A 21,696-nucleotide genomic window follows, 5' to 3' on the forward strand; every position below is an offset into this window, starting at 1 on the left:
GGGATCAAGCCCGCCCCCGCGCCGAAACAAAAACCATCTCAATCAGTTAACAGGCAAATGTGTGGCAGGGCGTCGCATATGCGACGCGTCCGCCGTTATTTGTGCGCCAAGAGCGCCTTGACGAGCGGCGCGTCGATCTCGCCCGTCGGCTTCATCTTGTTGTCGGTCTGGAAGGCCATGATGGCGTTCTTGGTCTTGCCGCCCATCACGCCGTCGGCGCCACCGGCATCGTAGCCGTTCTTGTTGAGGATCAGCTGGATGTTCTTCACCGCCTTCTTCATATCGATGCCGGCGGTCGTCTGGGGAGTGCTGTCCTGCCAGGACTCCGGAACGTCGGCCGAGTTGGCGGCCGCGTTGAGCGGCTTGGCCTTCCACAATTCCGTGGCGGCGCGCGCCCGCTCGAGCTGTTCGGGCCTGAGCGCATTGGCGATCTCGTCGCGCTTGGCCGCAGCGTCCTTGTCGCCGGTCTTGGCGACGAGCGCGAACCACTTGTAGGATTCCTCCAGGTTCTGTTTCATGCCGACGCCCTTGGCGGCCAGGATGCCGAGGTTGAACTGGCTGTCTTTGACGCCGAGGTCGGCGGCTTCCTGGAACCAGTGCGTCGCCGATTCATTGTCGGTCACGCCGTCCGCCGCCATGGCGAACAGCACCGCCAGATTGTGCATGGCGCTGGCATTGCCCTGTTCGGCGGCGAGCTGATAGTAGGTCTTGGCCTTCTTGATGTCGCGCGCGACGCCGATGCCTTTTTCGTAGAAATTGCCGATGCGGTATTCGGCCGGCGCGAAGCCGAGCTCGGCCGACTGCTCGTACCATTTGGCGGCCGCCTTCATGTCTTCCTTCACGCCGCGCGATTCCGCATAGCGGGAGCCGATCTCGAACAGCGCCTTGGCGTCGCCGCCGGCGGCCGCGTCGTGCAGCGCCACCGGACCGATTTCGGAAGGGATATCGAATTTGGCCGCGGCTGCCTGGCTCCCGGCCGGCGGCACGGCGCCTGTCGTGTCGACGGACGTGGCCGTCGGTGTGCTGGCGGCGGCGCCCTCGGCTGCCGGACTGGCCGTCATGGGGTCCTTGGCCATCGGCTGCGTGTCGCCATCCGTATCCGCCGCGGAGACGGCTGCGGCGGCGGGTTCGGGCGGCGTTGCCGAAGCCATGGGAGCCGGCACCGGCGCGGCAGGCGCAGCAAGCGCCACTGGCGCGGGCGCCGCTTCGGCGGGCATGGCTGCGGCATTTTCGGGACTGGAAGACGTAGAAGCGGCGAGTGCCGCGTCCTTGACGGGCTCGGCCTGCCTGACGGGCCGGGCCGGGCCGCTTTCGTCCTGTGCTGTTTCCGTGTCGACCGTCTGCGGAGAGACGACCGGTGCGGGCTGGTTGTTGGCCGTCTCGACCGGATCTGACAAAAAGGCCTTGCCCAGCTGCAGGCCGGCCAGCGCCATCATGATCGCGGCCGCCGCCATCAGGATCGGCTTGCGCCGCGCCTTGAGCAGGTCGCCTATCCTCAGCGCCTTCACCGGGCCGGTCAGGGTCGATTGCCGCTTCAGCGTGTCGGCTTCCGCGGCTGCGGCCTGGGCCGCGCGGCGGGCCGCGGCGATGAAATCGGACTTGGCGGCATCGCTCTCGTTGCGCTTGACCGGCTGGCCGCCGCGCTCGTCGCGGACGCGTTTCATGATAGCGTTGAGGTCCGGCGCGCCGGAACCGGGCTCCAACGGCCGGTTGGCGGCCTTGGGGTCGAGCGGCTCGTCGATGTCGACGCTTGGCACGTCACCGACCGGCGCAGAGCCGGCAAGCGGCTGCGTGTCCGCATCTTTCTTGCCCTTGAAAGCGCGCGCCAGGCCGCTGAACATCGATCTCCTGCGGCCGGCCGTCTCGCTCTTGTCGCCGATCGCATCCGGCCCGAGGGCCGCCATGGCTGCTGCCGCCGCGGCCTCGGCAGGCGTGCGCGGCGCGTCTGGCTCATCGCGCATGATCGCAGCCGCACGGCCTTCGAGACCGGCCATGTCCCCCGTGAGCGGCAGCGGCTGGTCGATATCCATCGAAGGCGCGTCCTGCACCGCGATCTTGCCGCCGCGGCCGCCGCGCTTGCCGGCCGGCTGCGGATCCACCAGTTCGCTGACCGCTTCGCTGGTCTCGTCCGATTCGAGCGAGCCGAGCCTGTCGACGATCTTGAGCAGCGTATCGTGGATCGCCTCGAATGTGCGCGAGTTGCGTTCGTCGGAGCGGCGGGTGAGCGCTTCGAGCGTCTTCAGGTCCTGGGCGAGGCCGGCAACGGCGGTCGCGTTGCTCTGGGCCGTGCTGGACGTCGAGTCGGCAAGCGATCTGACGGCGCTCTCAGCCGCCTCGCGCGCCACGGTCAGGATGGAATCGCGCGTGCCCGCCAGCGACTTCTCAATCTCGTTGAGGCGCGGGCTGATGTCCTCGAATTCGGGCAGCGGCGTGCCGGGCTTGGAAAGATGCGCCGACAGGCCGGCGACCTGCGCCTCCAGGCTGCGGATCAGCGCCGGATCGATGCCCGCGACCTGCTGCGCGGACATTTCCAGCCGGCTGGAAATATCCTCGAGCCGGCTCTCCAGCCCGCGGATCGCCGCGTCGTTGGCGGGATCCGGCGTGCGTGTCTCGATGCGCTTGGCCAAAGCGGTGAAGCGGGCGTCGATCACCTCCATGATGCCGGCGCTCTCATCCTGGCGCATGCGCTGGTCGAGCCGGTCCGCGACCTCGTCCAGCCGACGCTCTAGATCGCGAAACAGCATATTGCCCTGTTCCATCGCATCGCCCTGGCGGCGCTCGATTAACATGGACAGTGCCTCGAAGCGCTGTTCCAGGCCTTGGAAGATATGATCGGCGTCGGGCATGGCCTGCGCGCGGTCCATCTTGTCGGTGATCAAGGCGATCTGCTTGCCGAGCCGCTCCATGGCCTGCTCGGGCAGGTCCGCCCTGCCGGCCAACTGGTCCACACGGCTGGTAAGAAGGTTGAGGTGATCGATGACTTCCGCGCCGGGCCGCGACTGCGCAACCTCTTCGATCTGCGCCGCCAGGGAGGCCATGCGCTTCTCGATCCGGCCGAAGGTCTCGGGGTCGAAGGCATTGGCCTGCGCGGCCACCGTCGAGGCGACGATGGCGCGGGAAATCTCGTCCAGCCGCTCGTCGATCATGGCCAGCGTCTCGCCGCCGCGCATAGTCTGCTGGCTGGCGAAACGGTCGACCGCGCCGGCAAGCGTGCGCACCTTTTCCTCCAGCGAGCGCAGCGAAAGCGATTCCGGCAGGTTGTTGACGGCGCTGCTGATCTGTTCGAGCCGGTCGGTCAGCACCGAAAGGCTCGGGCCTTCCGCGCGCTTGCGCTGGTCGGCGTCGACGCGGTCTTCGAAGGCGCTCCAGCGGCGGTCGAAATCGTCCCAGCGGCGGTCCACCTTCTGCACGCTTTCCTCGCGTGCCAGCGTGTCCAGCGCGCCCTTCACCTGTTCCAGTTCCAGCCGCAGCAGGTTGACGCTGCGGTCGTCGCTCTTTTCGGCCAGTGTCTGGATGGCGCCCGAAAGCCGCTCGAATTCGAGACCGAGCTCGGCGCTGCTCTTATCCGGCAGGCCGTTGGCGCCGCGCTGCATAGCGCGGTCGATGTCCTGGCGAAACGCCTCGAATTCGCGCTGCAGGCCGGCGGTCATCTGGTGGCGCAATTCCTCGCGCAGCCCGCGCAATTCGACGGCGATCTTGCCGACCATGGCGACGCTGTCTTCCTGGCCGCGCACCCGGTCGATGTCACGCGCGATCGCCTGATAGCCCTGGTCGAAGGCGGGCGCGGCGGGCGCCGGATTTTGCGGCGCGCGCGGTTGCGGCCGCTGATACTGTGAGCCAGGATTCTGCGCCGCCGGGTTCTGCTGCGGCCGGTCCAGGGGTCTTTGCGCGGCATAGGTGTCTTCGTACCAGCGCGGCTGGCCGTAAGGCTGCGTGCTTGGATAACGCGGCTCGACTGGCGGCCGCCGCAGGTCGGGGCGATCGGGCATATCGGCGCGCGTGCGGTCCAGCCGCTGCTCCAGGGTTTCGAGCGAGCGGTTCAGTTCTTCGAGCGAGGCGTGCGGCCGGCGTTGCCTGCCGGCATTGAGTGTATCGAGATAGGACCGCTTGCTGTTCATCGATGCGCCCGTGTTCAGAATGGCCGGCCGGAGGCCGGTCTCCCATTAGCCTGCCGGAAACGAAGCGAGCCGAGCGGTTTTGCTGCGGAGGAAGACGGGCTTCCCGGGTTTTCACCCACGCTTCGAAAACCGTGAAAAATTCTCTACAGGATAAACACGGGTGACCGACATGCGCACATTTCGCCCAACGTGGTAAACAAGGCGTTAACCAAGCTTAAGAAGTCGCATAATCGTGAGCCGCCTGGCGGGTGCGGCATAAAGCTCCGTTTTGACAACGCCCTTGCGTCACCCTGCGGCTGTCGTTATAGAATTGACGTAAACGTAAAAGGTGCGAAGCCGTGCCTCTTGCGATTGACTTGTTGCAACCACGATTGGAAGCACGCCCCCGCTTCCATTCAGGCGACGCTTGGTCCCCGACCGCGACGCCACCAGGGGAAAGCCAGTGACCATGAAACTTGTTTCGCCCGGCGAAGCCGCGGCCAATACCAATGACATCCCGGTCGAAGCCGGCGAGGAATTCGTCCGCATCGGCGAGATGGCCAAGAAATACGGTGTGACGCTGCGCACGCTGCGTTTCTATGAAGACAAGGGCCTGCTCAATCCGCATCGCGACGGCTCGACCCGTCTCTATACGCGCCGCGACAAGGCTCGCCTGAAGCTGATCCTGCTCGGCCGCAAGGTCGGGTTCTCGCTGCGCGACGTCAAGCAGATGATGGATCTCTACGATCCGACCGGCACCAACACCAGGCAGTTGCGGCTGGCCCTCGATAAGTCGGAGAAGCAACTCGCCCGCCTGCAGAAGCAGCGTGCGCTGATCGACGACGCCATCGGCGAGTTGAGCAACTCGATGTCCATCGTGCGCCAGATGCTCGTCGAGCGCACCGCGGCGCCGCAGGCCAGCGCCGCCGGGTGAACGCACACGTTCAACCGCGACAATCCGAAAACTGAAAGCCGCGTGGCCATAGCCGCGCGGCTTTTTTGTCGCCACAATGCCTGACCGCTCACAAAAATTTCCAGCTGCGACGAAGTTGACGTTTACGCAAACGTCAATATTTGCTATCGGGGCATCGACATTGGCCCCGGCCTCCTGTCCAGGACGTGGACAGCAACTTGCCGGCCGGCCGGGACTGCAAGGGTGGAGGAAGGCATGACGATCTACAGGGCGCCGATCCAGGACACGCTGTTCGTGCTCAATGATGTGCTGGGCTATCAGCGCTATTCCAATCTTCCGGGCTTCTCGGATGCGACGCCCGACGTGCTCGAGGCGATCCTCGCCGAAGGCGCCAAGCTGGCCGAAAACGTCATGCATCCGCTGAACCGTGTCGGCGACATGGAAGGCTGCGTGCGCCATGATGACGGCTCGGTAACGACGCCGAAGGGTTTCAAGGACGCCTACGACCAGTATCGCGAAGGCGGCTGGATGGGGCTTGCGGCACCCGTCGAGTTCGGCGGCCAAGGCCTGCCCTACACGGTGCACCAGGCTGTTTCCGAATATATGGTTTCCGCCAACATGGCGCTGATGATGTATCCCGGCCTGACGCAAGGCGCGATCGCGGCGATCGTCACCCACGGCACGGAGGAGCAGAAGGCGACATGGCTGCCCAGGCTGATCGAGGGCACCTGGACCGGCACCATGAACCTGACCGAGCCGCATTGCGGCACCGACCTCGGCCTGCTGCGCACCAAGGCCGTTCCCAACGGCGACGGCACCTACAGAATCTCCGGCCAGAAGATATTCATCTCCGCCGGCGAGCACGACATGGCGAACAACATCGTCCACCTGGTGCTTGCCCGCGCCGAAGGCGCGCCGGAAGGCGTCAAGGGTATCTCGCTGTTCATTGTGCCGAAATTCAAGCTCGATGCCTCGGGCCATCCCGGTGAGAGGAACACCGTCTCCTGCGGCTCGATCGAGGAGAAGATGGGCATCCACGGCAACTCGACCTGCGTCATGAATTATGACGAGGCGGAAGGCACGCTGCTCGGCGAATTGAACGGCGGCCTGAAGGCCATGTTCACGATGATGAACGAGGCCCGTCTCGGCGTCGGCCTGCAGGGGCTTTCAATCTCCGAGATCGCCTATCAGAACGCCGTCTCCTACGCCAAGGACCGCCTGCAGGGCCGCTCGCTGTCGGGCGCCAAGGCGCCGGACAAAAAGGCCGACCCGATCATCGTCCATCCCGACATCCGCCGCTCGCTGATGACCATGAAGGCCTTCAACGAGGCCGGCCGCGCGCTGGCGCTGTGGACGGCGATCAAGTCCGACGTCGCGCACCGTTCCGGTGACGACAAGGACCGCCAGGCGGCCGACGACTACACCGGCCTGATGACCCCGGTGGTCAAGGGCGTGCTCACCGACAAGGGTTTCGACCATGCGGTCATGGCGCAGCAGGTATTCGGCGGCCACGGCTACATCGAAGAACACGGCATGAGCCAGTTCGTGCGCGACGCCCGCATCGCCATGATCTATGAAGGCGCCAACGGCATCCAGGCGCTCGACCTCGTCGGCCGCAAGCTGGCGCAGAATGGCGGTCGCGCCGTGCAGGCCTTCTTCAAGGAAGTCGGCGAGTTCTGCGAGGAAAACCGCACTGATGAGAAGATGGCGCCCTTCACCAAGGCGCTGAAGAAGGGCCTCAACGACCTGCAGGCGGCCACCATGTGGCTGGTGCAGAACGCCATGGCCAAGCCCGACAATGCCGGTGCGGCCTCGAGCGACTACATGCATCTCTTCGGCCTGGTGGCGCTGGGCTACATGTGGGCGCAAATGGCGAAATCCGCTGAGGCGAAGCTCGCGGACGGCGCCAACGGAGCTGGCGCGTTCTACGACGCCAAGCTCACGACCGCGCGCTTCTTCATGGAGCGCGTCATGCCGGAAACGGCGGCGCGTCTCGCCCGCATAACGAGTGGCGCGGACACGCTAATGGCGCTGCCGGCGGAAGCGTTCTAGGTTTGGCGGGCCGGCACCGCCGGCCCACAAGTGTCGGAACGCGGAGGAAATCGTGGCGACAAATCCAGCCGAAATTCTTGGTCTTCCAAAGCCCGCCTGGGCGGCGGACGAGGTCGGCATGCTCTACGATCTGGCATCGCGCTTCATGGCCGAGGAGATCGCGCCGCGTTACGACGAGTTCGAGAAGAACGAGATGTTCGACCGCGAGAGCTGGCTGAAGGCGGGAGCGGCCGGCCTGCTCTGCGCTTCCATGCCGGAGCAATACGGCGGCTCGGGCGGCACCTTCGCGCATGAGAGCGCCATCATCGAGGCGATCGGCCATGTCGGCGTCGACGGCTTCGGCATCGGCCTGCACAATTCGATCGTAGCACCCTACATCCTGCATTACGGTTCCGAAGAGCAGAAACAGAAATGGTTGCCCAAGCTCGCGACCGGCGAGCTGATCGGCGCCATCGCCATGACGGAGCCCGGCGCCGGCTCCGACCTGCAGGGCGTCAAGACCCGCGCCGAGAAGGACGGCAACCATTACAAGATCAGCGGTTCGAAGACCTTCATCACCAATGGCCAGCTCGCCAACCTGATCATCGTCGTCACCAAAACAGATCCGGACAAGGGCGCCAAGGGCACGTCGCTGATCGTCGTCGAGACCGAGGAGGTCGAGGGCTTCGAGCGCGGCCGCAACCTCGACAAGATCGGGCTGAAGTCGAACGACACGTCCGAACTGTTCTTCAACGACGTGCGCGTGCCGACCTCCAACCTGCTCGGCGACGAGGAAGGCAAGGGCTTCGTCCAGCTGATGCAGCAATTGCCGCAGGAGCGGCTGCAGATCGGCACCGGGGCGATCGCCATGACCGAGCGGGCGCTGGCGCTGACCATCGACTACGTCAAGGAACGCAAGGCCTTCGGCAAGGCGGTCATCGAGTTCCAGAACACCCAGTTCAAGCTGGCCGAATTGAAGACCGAGGCCACGATCGGCCGCGTCTTCTACAATGACTGCGTCGCCCGCCATATCGACGGCGGCCTCGATCCGGTGACCGCCTCGATGGCCAAATACTGGCTCAGCGATCTGCAGGGCAAAGTCGTCGACGAATGCCTTCAACTGCACGGCGGCTATGGCTACATGAATGAATATCCGATCGCCCGCATGTACCGCGACGCCCGTGTCCAGCGCATCTATGGCGGCACCAACGAAATCATGAAATTGCTGATCGGGCGCTCTCTGTGAGCGCGGCGGCTGGCAAAGCCAAGGAGCACGAAAATGACTGAGGCTTACGTCTATGACGCCGTGCGCACGCCGCGCGGCAAGGGCAAGAAGGATGGCTCGCTGCACGAGGTGCCGGCGGTGCGGCTCGCCGCCAGGACGCTCGAGGCGCTGCGCGATCGCAATGGGCTCGACACCGGCAATGTCGACGACATCATCTTCGGTTGCGTCGATCCGGTCGGCGAGGCGGGCTCCGTCATTCCGCGCGCCGCCGCCTTCGAGGCCGGCTACGACACCAAGGCACCCGGCATGCAGATCTCGCGCTTCTGCGCCTCGGGTCTCGACGCCATCAATTTCGGCGCCGCCAAAATCGCGCAAGGGGCGGACGAGATCGTGATTGCCGGCGGCGTCGAATCCATGTCGCGCGTCGGCATGGGCATGTCCGGCGGCGCCTGGTTCATGGACCCTTCCGTCGGCCTGCCCGGCTGGTTCGTGCCGCAGGGCATCTCGGCCGACCTGATCGCCACCAAATACGGGTTTTCCCGTGACGACGTCGACGCCTACGCCGTCGAGAGCCAGAAGCGCGCCGCCAAGGCCTGGGGCGAGGGTCGTTTCAAGAATTCGGTGATCCCGATCAAGGACCAGAACGGTCTCACCATCCTCGACCATGACGAGCACATGCGGCCCACGACCGACATGCAGTCGCTCGCCTCGCTCAATCCGTCCTTCGTCATGCCGGGCGAGATGGGCGGCTTCGACGCGGTCGCCGTGCAGAAGCATCCCGAGGTCGAGGAGGTCAACCACGTCCACCATGCCGGCAATTCCTCGGGCATCGTCGACGGCGCCGCCGCCGTGCTGCTCGGTTCCAAGAAGGCCGGCAAGGCGATGGGACTGAAGCCGCGCGCGCGCATCCGCGCCTTCGCCAATATCGGCTCGGAACCGGTGCTGATGCTGACCGGTCCGGTCGACGTCACCGAGAAGCTCCTGAAGCGCGCCAAGATGAAGCAGTCGGACATCGACCTGTTCGAGCTCAACGAGGCCTTCGCTTCGGTCGTGCTGCGCTACATGCAGGCTTTCGACATCCCGCATGACCAGATCAACGTCAATGGCGGCGCGATTGCCATGGGCCATCCGCTCGGCGCCACCGGCGCAATGATCCTGGGCACGGTGCTGGACGAGCTGGAGCGCCGCGATCTCAACACCGCGCTGGTCACGCTCTGCATCGGCGCCGGCATGGGCACCGCCACCATCATCGAACGCGTCTGAGGGAGAGAAGAGATGAGCTACACCAATTTCACCCTCGACGTCGACGCCGACGGCATCGCGCTGATCACCTGGGACATGCCGGACCGCTCGATGAACGTCTTCACCGAGGAGGTGATGCGCGAGCTGAACGCCATCGTCGATCATGTGGCCGGCGATGCCGCCGTCAAGGGCGCGGTCATCACCTCGGGCAAGGACAGCTTTTCCGGCGGCGCCGACATCACCATGCTGCAGAAGATGCTGGCGACCTTTGCCGTCGACAAGGAGAATGACCTTGAGAAGGCGACCAAGGCGCTGTTCGACAATGCCGGCTATATGACCGGCCTGTTCCGCAAGATCGAGACCTGCGGCAAGCCGTTTGTGTCGGCGATCAACGGCACCTGCATGGGTGGCGCCTTCGAAATGTCGCTCGCCTGCCATGGCCGCGTTGCCGCCGATTCCGACAAGGTGAAGATGGCGTTGCCCGAAGTGAAGATCGGCATCTTCCCCGGTGCCGGCGGCACCCAGCGCGTGCCGCGGCTGACCGACCAGCAGCAGGCGCTGCAGATGCTGACCACCGGGCAGAACTTGACGCCGCAAAAGGCGAAGGCGATGGGCCTGATCCACGAGATCGCCGAGCCTTCGAAACTGGTCGAGACCGCCAAGGCGATGATCCGGAACGGCCTGAAGCCGGTCGCCCCTTGGGACGAGAAGGGTTTCAAGCTGCCGGGCGGTCCGATCTATTCGGCGGCCGGCGCCAATCTCTGGCCGCCGGCGATCGCCATCCTACGTCGCGAGACCCACGGCAATTATCCTGCCGCGGCAGCGATCCTGAAATGCGTCTATGAAGGCCTGCTGGTGCCTTTCGACACGGCGCTCAGGATCGAGCAGCGCTATTTCACCGAGATCATGCGGTCGAAGGAAGCGGCGGCGATGATCCGCTCGCTGTTCGTCTCGCTGCAGGAGCTGAACAAGGGCGCGCGCCGCCCTGCCGGCGTGCCGGACACCAAGTTCAAGAAGATCGGCATTCTCGGCGCCGGCTTCATGGGCGCCGGCATCGCCTATGTCACGGCCAGGGCCGGCATTCCGGTGGTGCTGCTCGACCGCGATCTGCCGTCGGCCGAGAAGGGCAAGGCGCATTCCGTCAGCCTGATGGCCGATCAGGTCAAGAAGGGCCGCGCCAAACCCGAGGACAAGGACAAGCTTCTGTCGTTGATCACCCCGACGGCGGACTATGCCGACCTTGCCGGCTGCGATCTGGTCGTCGAGGCGGTCTTCGAGGATTCGAGCGTCAAGAAGGAAGCCACGGAGAAGGCCGAAGCGGTGCTGAAATCGTCGGCAATCTTCGCTTCCAACACGTCCACCATACCGATCACCGCCCTGGCGAAGAATTCGGCGCGGCCGAAGAACTTCATCGGCATCCACTTCTTCTCGCCGGTCGACAAGATGATGCTGGTCGAGATCATCCTCGGCAAGAAGACGGGCGACAAGGCCTTGGCGGTCGCCTTCGACTTCGTGCGCGCCATCAAGAAGACGCCGATCGTCGTCAACGACACGCGCGGCTTCTACGTCAACCGCTGCGTGCTGCGCTACATGTCGGAAGCCTATAAGATGCTGATCGAAGGTGTGCCTGCACCGATGATCGAGAACGCCGCCAAGGCTGCCGGCATGCCGGTCGGCCCGCTGGCGCTGACCGACGAGACGGCCGTCGACCTTGCTCAGAAGATCATGAAGCAGACCATCAGGGATCTGGGCGACAAGGCCGTCGATCCCAAGCAGATGGCGCTGATCAACACCATGGTCGACACGCATGGCCGCTTCGGCCGCAAGAACGGCAAGGGCTTCTACGACTATCCGGCCAAGCCGGCGAAGAAGAAGCTGTGGCCGGGTCTGAAGGATCTCTATCCGCAGCTGAAGCCCGAAAAGGTCGACTATGAGGAGCTGAACCAGCGCCTCTTGGTGACCATCGCGCTGGAAGCGGCGCGGGTGATGGAAGAAGGCATTGTCACCGATCCGCGCGAGGCGGACGTCGGCTCGATCCTCGCTTTCGGCTTCGCTCCCTTTACCGGCGGCGCGCTATCCTACATCGACGGCATCGGCGCCAAGCGTTTCGTCAAGATCGCCAAGGGGCTGCAGAAGAAGTATGGCGCCGAGTTCAAGGCGCCGAAGCTTCTGCTCGACATGGCCGAGAAGGGCGAGACCTTCTACCAGCGCTTCGACCCTTACCGGAAGGGCGAGGTCCGAGAGGCGGCCTGATCAACCCAAGATGTATGTCTGGGGGCGAATGGCCCGCACCATGGCCACGGCGTCGGGCCGTGGCCCCTACAGGGTCGGCGACGAGAGCTAGCTAGATTGGTCCGCCGAACCAGGCCCGTTTGCGCGACAGCGTATCACTTTCCATCCCGGTCATCCGCCGCTACCGGTGGACAATGGTGTGGTCGCGCGCTAGACAGGCTTGAGGCATTTTTTCCTGTTTGAAGGAGAGCGCGCGTGCTCTCACACGACCGCGTATGGGCCGCCATTGACGCTCTCGCCGAGCGCTATTCGCTATCGGCTTCCGGTCTTGCCCGGCGCGCGGGCCTCGATTCGACGGCCTTCAACAAGTCGAAGCGCCTGTCTTCCGACGGCCGGCCGCGCTGGCCCTCGACCGAATCGCTGGCCAAGATCATCGAGGCCACCGGCGCGTCGCTCGAGGAATTCACCGGACTGGTCGAAGGGCGCGGTGGCGCCGCCATAGCCCAACAGCGCAGCGCCGTTCCGTTGCTTGGTTTCGCCCAGGCCGGCGCGGGAGGCTTCTTCGACGATGCCGGCTATCCGGCAGGGCAGGGCTGGGATCTGGTCGAGCTTCCGGCGCGGGCGACCGAGACGTCCTACGCGCTGCAGGTGCAGGGCGATTCCATGCTGCCGCTCTACCGCAATGGCGATGTGCTGATCGTCGAACCGGGCGCGCCGACGCGCAAGGGCGACCGTGTCGTCGTCAAGACCACCGCCGGCGAGGTGATGGCCAAGGTGCTCGACCGGCAAACGGTGAAATCGATCGTGCTGGTTTCGCTCAACCCTGCCCATCCGGACCGTGACATTCCGACGCGCGACATCGAATGGATGGCGCGCATCGTCTGGGCGAGCCAGTAGGGCAGGGGCCGGTGCGGCTTCTTCAAACAGCCCTGACGATTCTGGCACTTCCCGTGATGGCGGCTCTCGTTGTTGCCGGCGGACGCACGGTCAAGGGCCACGAAAGCGGCATCACGGTCGATCAGATCGATCCCATCGCCGATGCGCTTCCCACCGGCGGCTACACCCCTTCCGCTTCTGATGCCGCGCAAGAGCCCGCGACCTCGGCCATCCCGGCGCCGGCCGCTCCGCGCCCACTGAAGCCTGCCGCTCATTCGAGGACCATCGATCGCGACGTCGTGGCGCCGCCGGACCTGTCGGACCAGGAACTCGAACGGGTGGAACCGCGCGCGCCGCTCAGTGATCTGGCGCTGGCCGGGCCGCCCAAGCCGCCCAAAACGAAGATGCCAGACGATTGGAACGGCACAAAATTGTTCCAGCCGGTCGCCACCGCCGCCGGGCTCATCGAGTCGAAGGGCTACGCGGTCGCCGTGTCCGGCGTGGACGTCGTCAAGGCCGACGAAACCTGTAGCGACGCGGGCAAGAGCTGGGCCTGCGGCACGCGCGCCAGAACAGCCTTCCGCGCCTTCCTGCGTGGCCGTGCGGTCGCCTGCACGGTGCCGCCGGACGGCGGTCGCGACATCATTACCGCCGAATGCCATATCGGCAACCAGGACATCGGCCAGTGGTTGGTCGAGAATGGCTGGGCGCGCGCGGCGCAAGGCGGTCCCTATGTCGAGGCCGGGGACAAGGCCCGCGCCGCAAGGAAAGGTATTTTCGGCCCGGCGCCGAAGCTTGACGGCCTACCGGCGCTGCCGGCCGCGTCAGGGCCGGCGCCGGTCGCGCCGGATTCGATCCTGCCGGCCGATGGCGGCGCGGTTACGCCGCCAGTTGACCAGCCAGCGCCCGCTCAATGAGCGCGCGTGTTTCGGCGATGCCGTAAAGCGCCGCGAAGGAACCAAAGCGCGGTCCGCGCTCCTGGCCGATCAGCACCTGATAGATCATCTGGAAGAAGGCGACCGACACGCCGGGTCCGCCTTCCGGGCTCTGCTTGGAATGATCCTGGTAGCGCTCGATCTTGCGCGCCACATTGAGCGCGGCGTTCTGGATCGCCTCGCCGTCGGCGCCCTGCGGCAGCGTGCCGAGCGCGTCGGAGAGCTTGGCCAGCGCGTCGCGCTCCACCTCGTCGGCGGCACGGTAGACCTTGGTAGGCTTCACGAAGTCGTCGAAATAGCGGATCGCGTAGCCGGTCAGCCGGTCGAGCTCCGGATGGGTCTTCGGCGTCACGCCCGGCGCATGCCGCGAGATGAAGCCCCACAGCACCGCCTTGTCATGCGCGTTGGAGGCGCTGACCAGGTTGAGCAGCAGCGCGAAAGGCACCGGCAGGTCGATGGCCGGCGGGTTGCCGTCATGCATGTGCCAGACCGGGTTGCCGAGCCGCTCCTTCCAGTCCTGGCGCGGATAGGCGCCAAGGAAAGCGTAATACTCGTCCACCGCCTTCGGGATGACGTCGAAATAGAGCTTCTTCGCCTGCCGCGGCCGCTGGTACATGTAGAGTCCGAGGCTCTCCGTCGGCGCGTAGGTCAGCCATTCGTCGATGGTCAGGCCGTTGCCCTTCGACTTCGAGATCTTCTGGCCTTCCTCGTCGAGGAACAGCTCGTAGACGAAATGCTCCGGCGCGCGTCCGCCGAGGATGTTGCAGATGCGGTCGTAGATCGCCGCGTTGGTCTGGTGGTCCTTGCCGAACATCTCGAAATCGACGCCGAGCGCCGCCCAGCGCATGCCGAAATCCGGCTTCCATTGCAGCTTCACACGGCCGCCGGTGACAGGCAGCGTCGTCTCGGCGCCTTCGTCGTCGAAGGTGATGGTGCCGGCCTTGGCGTCGACATTTATCATCGGCACGTAGAGCACGCGGCCGCTCTTCGGCGAGATCGGCAGGAACGGGCTGTAGGTCGCCTGGCGCTCCGGCCCGAGCGTCGGCAGCATCACGCCCATGATCTCGTCATAGCGTTCGGCGGCGCGCCGCAGCACCTCGTCGAAACGGCCGGCCTTGTAGTACTGCGTCGCGCTGGCGAATTCGTAGTCGAAGCCGAACGTGTCGAGGAAGCGGCAGAGCATCGCATTATTGTGGTCGGCGAAGCTCGCATAGTCGCCGCCGAACGGATTGGGCACCGAGGTAAGCGGCATATGCAGATAGGGCTCAAGCGCGGCGCGGTCCGGCACGCTCTCCGGGATCTTGCGCATGCCGTCCATGTCGTCGGAGAAGCACAGAAGCTTGGTCTTGACCTTGTCCTGCGTCAGCACCCGGAAGGCATGCCGCACCATGGTCGTGCGCGCCACCTCGCCGAAGGTGCCGATATGCGGCAGGCCGGACGGGCCGTAGCCGGTCTCGAACAGGACGATTTCGGGAAAATCCTTGCCCTTGTAGCGAGCGATGACTTTCTTCGCTTCCTCGAACGGCCAGGCCTTGCTCTCGGCCGCCGCGGCAAGCATCTCGGGAGTGAGATCGATGATGTTTGATCCCGTCATGTCAAAGTTCCAGTCATGGCCGTCTTCGTGGCGGATAAGGATTTGTCGATCGGTCTCTAGGCGTGACAGGCTGGAGCGTCAACGATTTGCGGCGCTTTTCCTTGCGACGCCGCGATAGCGCTCTTACGTTCGAGGCCATCATCCAGTGCATGTCATCCAAAAGTGTGTCACGGTTTTGGAGAGATGACATGCATGCTTTCAGGAGTTTTGAATGCCCTCATTGACGCCGCACGAAGCCCTGATCCACCTGATGGTCATCACATCGGCCTCCGATCGCGACATGACCGATGTCGAGCTGCAGCGGATCGGCGACGTCGTCCGCTCCTGGCCGGTGTTCGTCGACTTCAACCAGGACAGGCTGGTTGCAGTGGCGCAGGCGTGTCAGAAGGCGCTGCATGAGAAGGACGGGCTGGAAGGCGTGCTGGCGCGCGTCGCCGAGGCAATGCCGGAGCGGCTGCGCGACACCGCTTATGCCGCTGCTTTCGAGGTTGCCGCAGTCGATCTCGAGATGCGCATGGAGGAGGTGCGCGTCCTGCAGCTCATCCGCCTCAAGCTCGACCTCGACACGCTGACCGTCGCCGCGATCGCCCGCGCGGCCAAGGCGCGCTTGCGCTCGCTGACATGAAGCAATCCAGGAAAAGTGTGAGCGGTTAGGCTCGGCGACTTCGCCGCAGCCTTCTGTTCGGAATTGCTGGATAACCGGCTAGAAAAAACTCACCGGAAAATAGCGCAGGTAGAATTCGGCGAAGGTGCCCTTGATCGAGATTTCCTGCAGCGCGTAGTCGAAGGCGGCGGCAAGCGCTGTGTCGTTCTTGCGGGTGGCGATCGCCATGCCCGAGCCCAGATATTCCGGCGCCAGATACGGACCGCCGGCGAAGCGGCAGCAGCCGGCGGCGTCCGAGCCGCCCAGCCAGAAAGCAAAGCGCATGCCATCGCCGAAGGCGGCGTCGACCTTGCCGGCCTTGAGGTCGGCATAGAGGTCTTCCGGTGTGTCGAAGGTCACCACCTGCACGGTGTTGAAGTAGTCCCGCAGCATTTTCTCATGCGCCGAGCCGGCGACGACGCCGACCCGCTTGCTTCGCAGCTTGTCGAGGATCGGCTCGGCGAAGGCCTTCGCTTTGGGCATGATGAAGCGAGCCGGGAATTGCATGTAGGAGCGCGAGAAGGCGTATTTCTCGCGGCTGTCCGGCGTCGCAGCGATGCCGGCGATGATCGCCTCGCCTTCGCCTTTCTGCAGAGCATCGTCCAGTTCGTTCCACGGCAAAGCCTGGACCTGGCACTTTTCGGCGACGCCCAGTTCCGCGCAGATCGCCCGCGCCAGATCGATGTGGAAACCCGACAGGCGGCCGGCGCCGTCGAGGAAGTTGAACGGCGGAAAATCGGTGGTGGTGAGGAATCTGAGCCGCGGCAGCGCGGAGAGATCGGGTTTCGGCAGCCGCTCCTTGGCGTCCCACAGCACCGGCACCTGCGGCTCCGCCGCCTGAGTCGGTCCGGCAAGGGGCAGCGCGCCGGTCAGTGCCGATATCAGGGCCAGAAATATCCACCGCAATTTCACGATAAGGCTCCGCCCAGACAGCTTTCTTGGCTTTTCGTATGAAAAGGGGGGCAGGCACAACGGTTTTTGATTTCAAGCAGCCAAATTCAGCGTATGCTTTAGCACGTTTGCAAGTGACCTTGCGTGCCGGAAGGGGGAAGCTGCCGGTTTTGCTGAGGAGATTGCGACGCGGGGGTTGATGACGAAGGGGGGTTCGGGCATCTACCGTCGGTAATGAAAAAGCAGAAGCAACATGGGGTAGATGTTGCGATGGGCCTGTTCGACAGAACTCTGGAATACATAGATCAGTTGCAGCATGCTGGCACCGCGGCCGCGGTCTGCGAGAGGCTGCTCGGCATCACTTCGAGCTTCGGCCTGACCGCCTTGATGGCGGGAACCGTGCCGCACCCGGGCACGCCGCGCGGGCGGCAGAAACAGCATGTGATGCTTTGCGATTGGCCCGGCGAATGGCTGGAGCGCTATGTAGCGCGCAATTATGTCGACCACGACCCGGTCGTCAGTCACATGAAGCAGCTTCAGGCGCCGTTCCAATGGCGGGACGCTTCCAAGAACGCCCTGATCGACAAGAACAGCGACGAAGTCATGGGCGACGCGCGCGAGTTCAAGCTGCGCGACGGCCTGGCGTTTCCGCTGGTCACGCTCGACGGCCAGATCGTCATGGTCTCGCTGGGCGGCGAATCCGTTGAATTGTCGGATGCGGAATTCGGAATGGTATCGCTCGCGTCGACCTATGCGATCGGCCGCGCCATGCAACTGCACACCAAGGCCGACAGCGTCATCGATCACATAGAATTGACGGCGCGTGAGCGGGAGTGCCTGCAATGGGCCGCCGTCGGCAAGTCCGAATGGGAGATCTCGCAAATCCTCGGCATCTCGGAACACACTTCCGAGAAACACCTTCTTAACGCCAAGAGCAAACTCGGCGCAGCCAACCGGGTACAGGCAGTCGCGGAGGCGATTAGGCGCGGCTATATTAGCTAGGTCGGCCGTGCCGACCTGGAAATTCTTGCCTGCGCATTCGCGTAATATTTTAAGGGACATCACGGCCGTATCTTCCTCTTAAGCCCAGGAGACGGCTAATGCTTTTTGCCCTTACCACTCAGGAACTGATGGAACGCCCCGACCTTTGGGAGGCGGTCCATCGCTTGCGCTACAAGATCTTCGTCGAGGAGATGGGTTGGACCGATCTCGACCGTCCGGACCAGCTCGAGATCGACCAGTTCGATCATGACGAGGCCGAACACCACCTCGTCATCCGCAACGGCGAACTGGCTGGTTACCAGCGCATGCTGCCGACCACACGGCCGCATCTTCTGACGGATGTTCTGTCGGATCTCTGCGAAGGACCGTCCCCCTCGGGGCCGAATGTGTGGGAACTGACCCGCTACGCGGTGGCTCCGGGTTTTCGCGACGGCAAACGCGGCGTCTCGACGGTCGGCACCGAGCTGATCGCCGGCTTCGTCGAATGGGGCCTGAAGCGCAACGTCAACCAGGTCATCATCGAGTTCGAGCCGATGTGGGTGCTGCGCGCCCTGCAACTGCACTTCCTGGCGACGCCGCTCGGTTACCAGCGCACCTATGGCAACCAGCAGGTCGTGGCGACGCTGCTCACCTTCACCGAGCATACGCTCGATGTCGTGCGGGCCCGCCGCAACCACCATCTGCCGGTGCTGAACCGGGGCTATCCCGGTCTGCTCGGCCTCAAGCAGGCTTCGTGATGGAGGCGGTCATGAGTTTCCATCCCGAACCGGAACTGCGCGGCCATACGCTGGTCGTCACCGTGTCCTCGCATGACGGCCGACCGGTGCTCGACAGGCACGCCTATGCGAGCCTTGCCAGGACCTTGCGCGATGCGGCGGTCAACGACGAGGTCCGCGTCGTCATGCTGCGCGGCCTTGCCGGGTGCTTCTGCCTTGGCGGGGACTTCTCGGAGTTCCTCGACGCCACCAAGCACCGAGAGCTGATCGCCGCCGTCACCGACATGTTCCGCATGTTGGCGACCTTCCCCAAGCCGGTCCTTGCCTGCGTCGACGGCGATGCCGTCGGCGTCGGCTGCACCATCCTGTTCCATTGCGACATGGTGATCGCTTCCAGGGGCAGCACCTTCAGGGTGCCGTTCGTCGATTTTGGCCTGGTGCCGGACGCGGCGACCAGCATTCTGGCGCCCCAGAAGCTCGGCTATGCCGGCGCCTTCCGCTTCTTCTGCCTGGGCGATACGCTGGGCGTCGAAGACGCCAAGGCGCTGGGCCTGGTCGGCGAGATCGTGACGCAAGGCAGCGCCGAGGAAGCAACGTTGGCGAGGGCCAAACAGCTGGCCAAGAAGCCAGCGGCGGCATTGCTCCAGACGCGCAGCCTGCTCAAGGGGGATACGGACGTGTTGTGCGACCGCATCGACCACGAGATCACGCTGTTCCAGCAGGCGCTTCAGGATGACACCACGCTGAAGCGGCTGCAGCGGATTGCTCGCCTGGCCGCCTGAGCGCCCGGCATGAAATCTCAGCGCCGCGCAAGCCGAAAGGCGCGCGGCGCTGTAACTCGTCCGGACCCGCGTTACCCCGCGGGTAGGGCAGGCCAGCGGTTCCAGACGAAGAACAACAACTAGTCTTTCAGGAATTCCGGCCCCTCGCCGATGATCTTCTTGTCGGGCTTGCCGACGGCGTCGAGGTCCCTTCCGTCATAAGGCAGGGAAAGCAGGATACGCTGGATCACCGCGAGCCGGGCGCGTCGCTTGTCATTGGCCCGCACGACGACCCAGGGCGAGAACTCCTTATGCGTGCGCTCGATCATCTGGTCGCGCGCCCTGGTGTAGTCGTCCCACTTGCCGACGCCGGCGATGTCGATCGGCGAGAACTTCCAGTTCTTCAGCGGCGACCAGCGGCGGTCATGGAACCGTTCGAGCTGCGTTTCGCGGCCGATATTCAGCCAGAATTTGAAGAAATGCATACCTTCGTTGCAGATCATCCGCTCGAAATGCGGCGTCTCGTCGAGGAATTTCTCATGCTGCTCCGGCGTGCAGAACCCCATGACCGGCTCGACGCCGGCGCGGTTGTACCAGGAGCGGTCGAAGGTGACGAATTCGCCCGAAGTCGGGAAATGGTCGACATAGCGCTGGTAATACCATTGCCCCGCCTCGGTCGGCGTCGGCTTGGGCAGCGCGACGTTGCGGGCCGTGCGCGGGTTCATATATTGCCGCAGCACGAAGATCGTGCCTCCCTTGCCGGCCGCGTCCCTGCCCTCGAAAAGCGCCATCACCCGCTTGCCGGTGGCCTGCAGCCAGGCCTGCGCCTTGACCAGTTCGATCTGCAGCTCCTCGAGCTCCTTTTCGTAATCCTCGCTTTTCATCTTCTTGTCGTAAGGATAGCCGCCGGCGGTAAGCTTGTTGTCCTCGATCCAGTCAGGCAGCACCGGATTGTCGATGTCGAACTCGCGCTCCTTGCCGCCGATCTTGATCTTGATCGGCGCCGTGGCCGGCACCGCGTCAGCCGTTTCCTTGGCTTTTTTCATCCGGACGAACCTTTCCAGTTTGGGGACTCATGCTATGGAGCCTGTGCAGCGCAAGACGCTGCAGCATTTTGATCTTGCGCATGAACCTTCGCGAAAATCGATCCTGATTTCCAGGGTCCCATGCGTCAGGCCGGTCCAGCGAGCCGGCTGACCGGTCGAACGGGATGCGGGGTGGCGCGGGCCTATGGCAGAGACGGGCACGGGACAAGACAACAAGGGGCGAGCCTTGGCCGGGCGGCTGGCGCGCAACCGCTGGCTGCTTGGCGCAGGCGTTCTCGCGGTCCTTGCCGTTTATTTTTTCGCCGGCTCATCCGCCTATGTGCTGCTGCTGGCCCTGGCCGCGCTGGCGGCCGCGGCGATGCTGCCCGCAGATGCCGAACGCCAGCCGGCCGATGCGGGGGCAGCGATCGAGGCCAGCGGGCTGCAGAGGCTCTCCGGCGAATATCTGGCCGCCGCGGTCGCCGACCCGCTGATCATCTTCGACCATTCCGCCACCATCGTTCACGCCAACGCTGCCGCCTTCGCCGCCTTTGGCGGACTGGCGCCCGGTATGTCGCTGTCGCTCAAGTTCCGCGCCCCGGAGATGCAGGCGCTGCTGGACGGCATCCTTGCCGGGGAAGTCGCTTCCGATGCGGTCGACTACACCGAAAAGCTGCCGGTGGAACGCACATATCGGGTCAGCGCATCCACGGTCGGTCATGCCACAGGCCTTTACGTGCTGGTGTTCAAGGATCAAAGCGAGACGCGTCGCATCGATCGCATGCGCGCCGACTTCATCGCCAATGCCAGCCATGAGCTGCGCACGCCGCTCGCCTCGATCGCCGGCTTCATCGAGACGCTGCGCGGGCCGGCCCGCAACGATCCGGCGGCGCGCGACCAGTTCCTGCAGATCATGCAGAACCAGACCGGCCGGATGGCCCGCCTGATCGACGATCTGCTCTCGTTGTCGCGGTTGGAGATGAAACCCTATCTGGGACCGGGCACGGAAGTCGATCTTCGCCAGACGATCGACAGCGTCATCGATTCGCTGGGGCCGCTGGCCAGTGAGAACGGCGTCGTCATCGAGCGGGAGTTCGCCAACGCGCCGCTTGTCGTCCCCGGCGATCGCGACGAGCTGTTCCAGGTCTTCGAGAATCTCCTCGAGAATGCCTGCAAATACGGCCAGTCAGGCGGGCGCGTCACCGTATCGGTCGCCGGCGGCGAGGATGGCCAGCAGCCGGGCTTCGACGTCACGATAAGGGATTATGGTCCGGGCATTGCCGAAGAGCACATCCCGCGCATCACCGAGCGCTTCTACCGCGTCGATGTCGAAAACAGCCGGGCCCAGAAAGGCACCGGACTTGGCCTTTCGATCGTCAAGCATATATTGACCCGTCATAACGCAAGATTGTCCATCAAGTCGGAAGTCGGCAAGGGCGCGGCGTTCACGGTTCATTTGCCGGCTCGCTGATCGTATATCGGTTACCAACCGGGATTTTCTTCTTTCTGTCAT

16 protein-coding genes are annotated in these 21,696 nt (G+C 64.4%); 12 read left to right on the forward strand and 4 right to left on the reverse strand.

The genetic code is table 11. The features are described 5' to 3' along the window. Window positions 1-95: 95 nt before the first annotated feature. A complete protein-coding gene (locus LB526_RS08850) occupies window positions 96-4,118 on the reverse strand; it encodes an SEL1-like repeat protein (protein WP_224627304.1) in 4,023 nt (1,340 codons plus the stop codon). Between the two features lie 448 nt (window positions 4,119-4,566). On the opposite strand from LB526_RS08850, the gene LB526_RS08855 reads away from it, so the two are divergent. From LB526_RS08855 to LB526_RS08885, 7 genes are all read left to right on the forward strand, one after another. After that, window positions 4,567-5,031 carry a MerR family transcriptional regulator gene (locus tag LB526_RS08855; protein ID WP_224627498.1) on the forward strand — a complete coding sequence of 155 codons (465 nt, stop codon included), beginning with the start codon at window positions 4,567-4,569 and terminating at the stop codon, window positions 5,029-5,031. Between the two features lie 234 nt (window positions 5,032-5,265). Continuing rightward, window positions 5,266-7,062, forward strand: coding sequence for an acyl-CoA dehydrogenase (locus tag LB526_RS08860; protein WP_224627305.1), 1,797 nt, complete (start codon window positions 5,266-5,268; stop codon window positions 7,060-7,062). Window positions 7,063-7,114: 52 nt separating this feature from the next. Further along, complete coding sequence (locus tag LB526_RS08865) at window positions 7,115-8,287, forward strand: acyl-CoA dehydrogenase family protein (protein WP_224627306.1); 1,173 nt, start codon at window positions 7,115-7,117, stop codon at window positions 8,285-8,287. Window positions 8,288-8,320: 33 nt separating this feature from the next. Next, window positions 8,321-9,529 carry an acetyl-CoA C-acetyltransferase gene (locus LB526_RS08870; protein WP_224627308.1) on the forward strand — a complete coding sequence of 403 codons (1,209 nt, stop codon included), beginning with the start codon at window positions 8,321-8,323 and terminating at the stop codon, window positions 9,527-9,529. 12 nt (window positions 9,530-9,541) lie between these two features. Then, window positions 9,542-11,761, forward strand: coding sequence for a 3-hydroxyacyl-CoA dehydrogenase NAD-binding domain-containing protein (locus LB526_RS08875; protein ID WP_224627310.1), 2,220 nt, complete (start codon window positions 9,542-9,544; stop codon window positions 11,759-11,761). A gap of 234 nt (window positions 11,762-11,995) precedes the next feature. After that, complete coding sequence (locus LB526_RS08880; protein ID WP_140845691.1) at window positions 11,996-12,637, forward strand: helix-turn-helix transcriptional regulator; 642 nt, start codon at window positions 11,996-11,998, stop codon at window positions 12,635-12,637. An 11-nt stretch (window positions 12,638-12,648) separates the two neighbouring features. Then, on the forward strand, window positions 12,649-13,533 hold the full coding sequence (locus LB526_RS08885) for a thermonuclease family protein (RefSeq protein ID WP_411967309.1): 885 nt from the start codon (window positions 12,649-12,651) through the stop codon (window positions 13,531-13,533). Here the strand turns inward: LB526_RS08885 and LB526_RS08890 are convergent. Beyond that, window positions 13,496-15,145: a lysine--tRNA ligase gene (locus LB526_RS08890; protein WP_224627313.1), complete on the reverse strand. Its 1,650-nt coding sequence runs from the start codon at window positions 15,143-15,145 to the stop codon at window positions 13,496-13,498. The two genes, LB526_RS08885 and LB526_RS08890, sit on opposite strands and share 38 nt — an antisense overlap. A gap of 211 nt (window positions 15,146-15,356) precedes the next feature. Here LB526_RS08890 and LB526_RS08895 point away from each other — a divergent pair, with 211 nt between their 5' ends. Further along, entirely contained in the window at window positions 15,357-15,770 is a 414-nt protein-coding gene (locus LB526_RS08895) for a tellurite resistance TerB family protein (RefSeq protein WP_224627314.1), read from the forward strand. A 78-nt stretch (window positions 15,771-15,848) separates the two neighbouring features. Here LB526_RS08895 and LB526_RS08900 read toward each other — a convergent pair whose 3' ends face one another. Beyond that, a complete protein-coding gene (locus tag LB526_RS08900; RefSeq protein ID WP_411965611.1) occupies window positions 15,849-16,700 on the reverse strand; it encodes a transporter substrate-binding domain-containing protein in 852 nt (283 codons plus the stop codon). Between the two features lie 249 nt (window positions 16,701-16,949). Here LB526_RS08900 and LB526_RS08905 point away from each other — a divergent pair, with 249 nt between their 5' ends. The 3 genes from LB526_RS08905 (at window position 16,950) to LB526_RS08915 (ending at window position 19,179) form a co-directional block, all read left to right on the forward strand. Next, window positions 16,950-17,681 carry a LuxR family transcriptional regulator gene (locus LB526_RS08905; RefSeq protein WP_224627315.1) on the forward strand — a complete coding sequence of 244 codons (732 nt, stop codon included), beginning with the start codon at window positions 16,950-16,952 and terminating at the stop codon, window positions 17,679-17,681. 98 nt (window positions 17,682-17,779) lie between these two features. Beyond that, a complete protein-coding gene (locus LB526_RS08910) occupies window positions 17,780-18,418 on the forward strand; it encodes an acyl-homoserine-lactone synthase (RefSeq protein ID WP_095765902.1) in 639 nt (212 codons plus the stop codon). Between the two features lie 11 nt (window positions 18,419-18,429). Beyond that, window positions 18,430-19,179: an enoyl-CoA hydratase-related protein gene (locus LB526_RS08915; RefSeq protein ID WP_224627316.1), complete on the forward strand. Its 750-nt coding sequence runs from the start codon at window positions 18,430-18,432 to the stop codon at window positions 19,177-19,179. Between the two features lie 119 nt (window positions 19,180-19,298). On the opposite strand, the gene ppk2 is transcribed toward LB526_RS08915, so the two are convergent. Beyond that, on the reverse strand, window positions 19,299-20,204 hold the full coding sequence (gene ppk2 / locus LB526_RS08920) for a polyphosphate kinase 2 (RefSeq protein ID WP_224627317.1): 906 nt from the start codon (window positions 20,202-20,204) through the stop codon (window positions 19,299-19,301). Window positions 20,205-20,388: 184 nt separating this feature from the next. Between ppk2 and LB526_RS08925 the strand changes: the two genes are divergently transcribed. Next, window positions 20,389-21,654 carry an ATP-binding protein gene (locus LB526_RS08925; protein ID WP_224627318.1) on the forward strand — a complete coding sequence of 422 codons (1,266 nt, stop codon included), beginning with the start codon at window positions 20,389-20,391 and terminating at the stop codon, window positions 21,652-21,654. Window positions 21,655-21,696: the final 42 nt, after the last annotated feature.

The organism is Mesorhizobium sp. CA6 (assembly GCF_020165035.1).
In the GTDB taxonomy this organism is placed as follows: domain Bacteria; phylum Pseudomonadota; class Alphaproteobacteria; order Rhizobiales; family Rhizobiaceae; genus Mesorhizobium.

What these genes read in the sequence shown, in the direction of transcription:
- LB526_RS08850 (WP_224627304.1), bottom strand. Translation starts at nt 4,118, where the DNA reads ATGAACAGCAAGCGGTCCTATCTCGATACACTCAATGCCGGCAGGCAA.
- LB526_RS08855 (WP_224627498.1), top strand. Translation starts at nt 4,567, where the DNA reads ATGAAACTTGTTTCGCCCGGCGAAGCCGCGGCCAATACCAATGACATC.
- LB526_RS08860 (WP_224627305.1), top strand. Translation starts at nt 5,266, where the DNA reads ATGACGATCTACAGGGCGCCGATCCAGGACACGCTGTTCGTGCTCAAT.
- LB526_RS08870 (WP_224627308.1), top strand. Translation starts at nt 8,321, where the DNA reads ATGACTGAGGCTTACGTCTATGACGCCGTGCGCACGCCGCGCGGCAAG.
- LB526_RS08875 (WP_224627310.1), top strand. Translation starts at nt 9,542, where the DNA reads ATGAGCTACACCAATTTCACCCTCGACGTCGACGCCGACGGCATCGCG.
- LB526_RS08890 (WP_224627313.1), bottom strand. Translation starts at nt 15,145, where the DNA reads ATGACGGGATCAAACATCATCGATCTCACTCCCGAGATGCTTGCCGCG.
- LB526_RS08895 (WP_224627314.1), top strand. Translation starts at nt 15,357, where the DNA reads ATGCCCTCATTGACGCCGCACGAAGCCCTGATCCACCTGATGGTCATC.
- LB526_RS08905 (WP_224627315.1), top strand. Translation starts at nt 16,950, where the DNA reads ATGGGCCTGTTCGACAGAACTCTGGAATACATAGATCAGTTGCAGCAT.
- LB526_RS08910 (WP_095765902.1), top strand. Translation starts at nt 17,780, where the DNA reads ATGCTTTTTGCCCTTACCACTCAGGAACTGATGGAACGCCCCGACCTT.
- LB526_RS08915 (WP_224627316.1), top strand. Translation starts at nt 18,430, where the DNA reads ATGAGTTTCCATCCCGAACCGGAACTGCGCGGCCATACGCTGGTCGTC.
- ppk2 (WP_224627317.1), bottom strand. Translation starts at nt 20,204, where the DNA reads ATGAAAAAAGCCAAGGAAACGGCTGACGCGGTGCCGGCCACGGCGCCG.
- LB526_RS08925 (WP_224627318.1), top strand. Translation starts at nt 20,389, where the DNA reads ATGGCAGAGACGGGCACGGGACAAGACAACAAGGGGCGAGCCTTGGCC.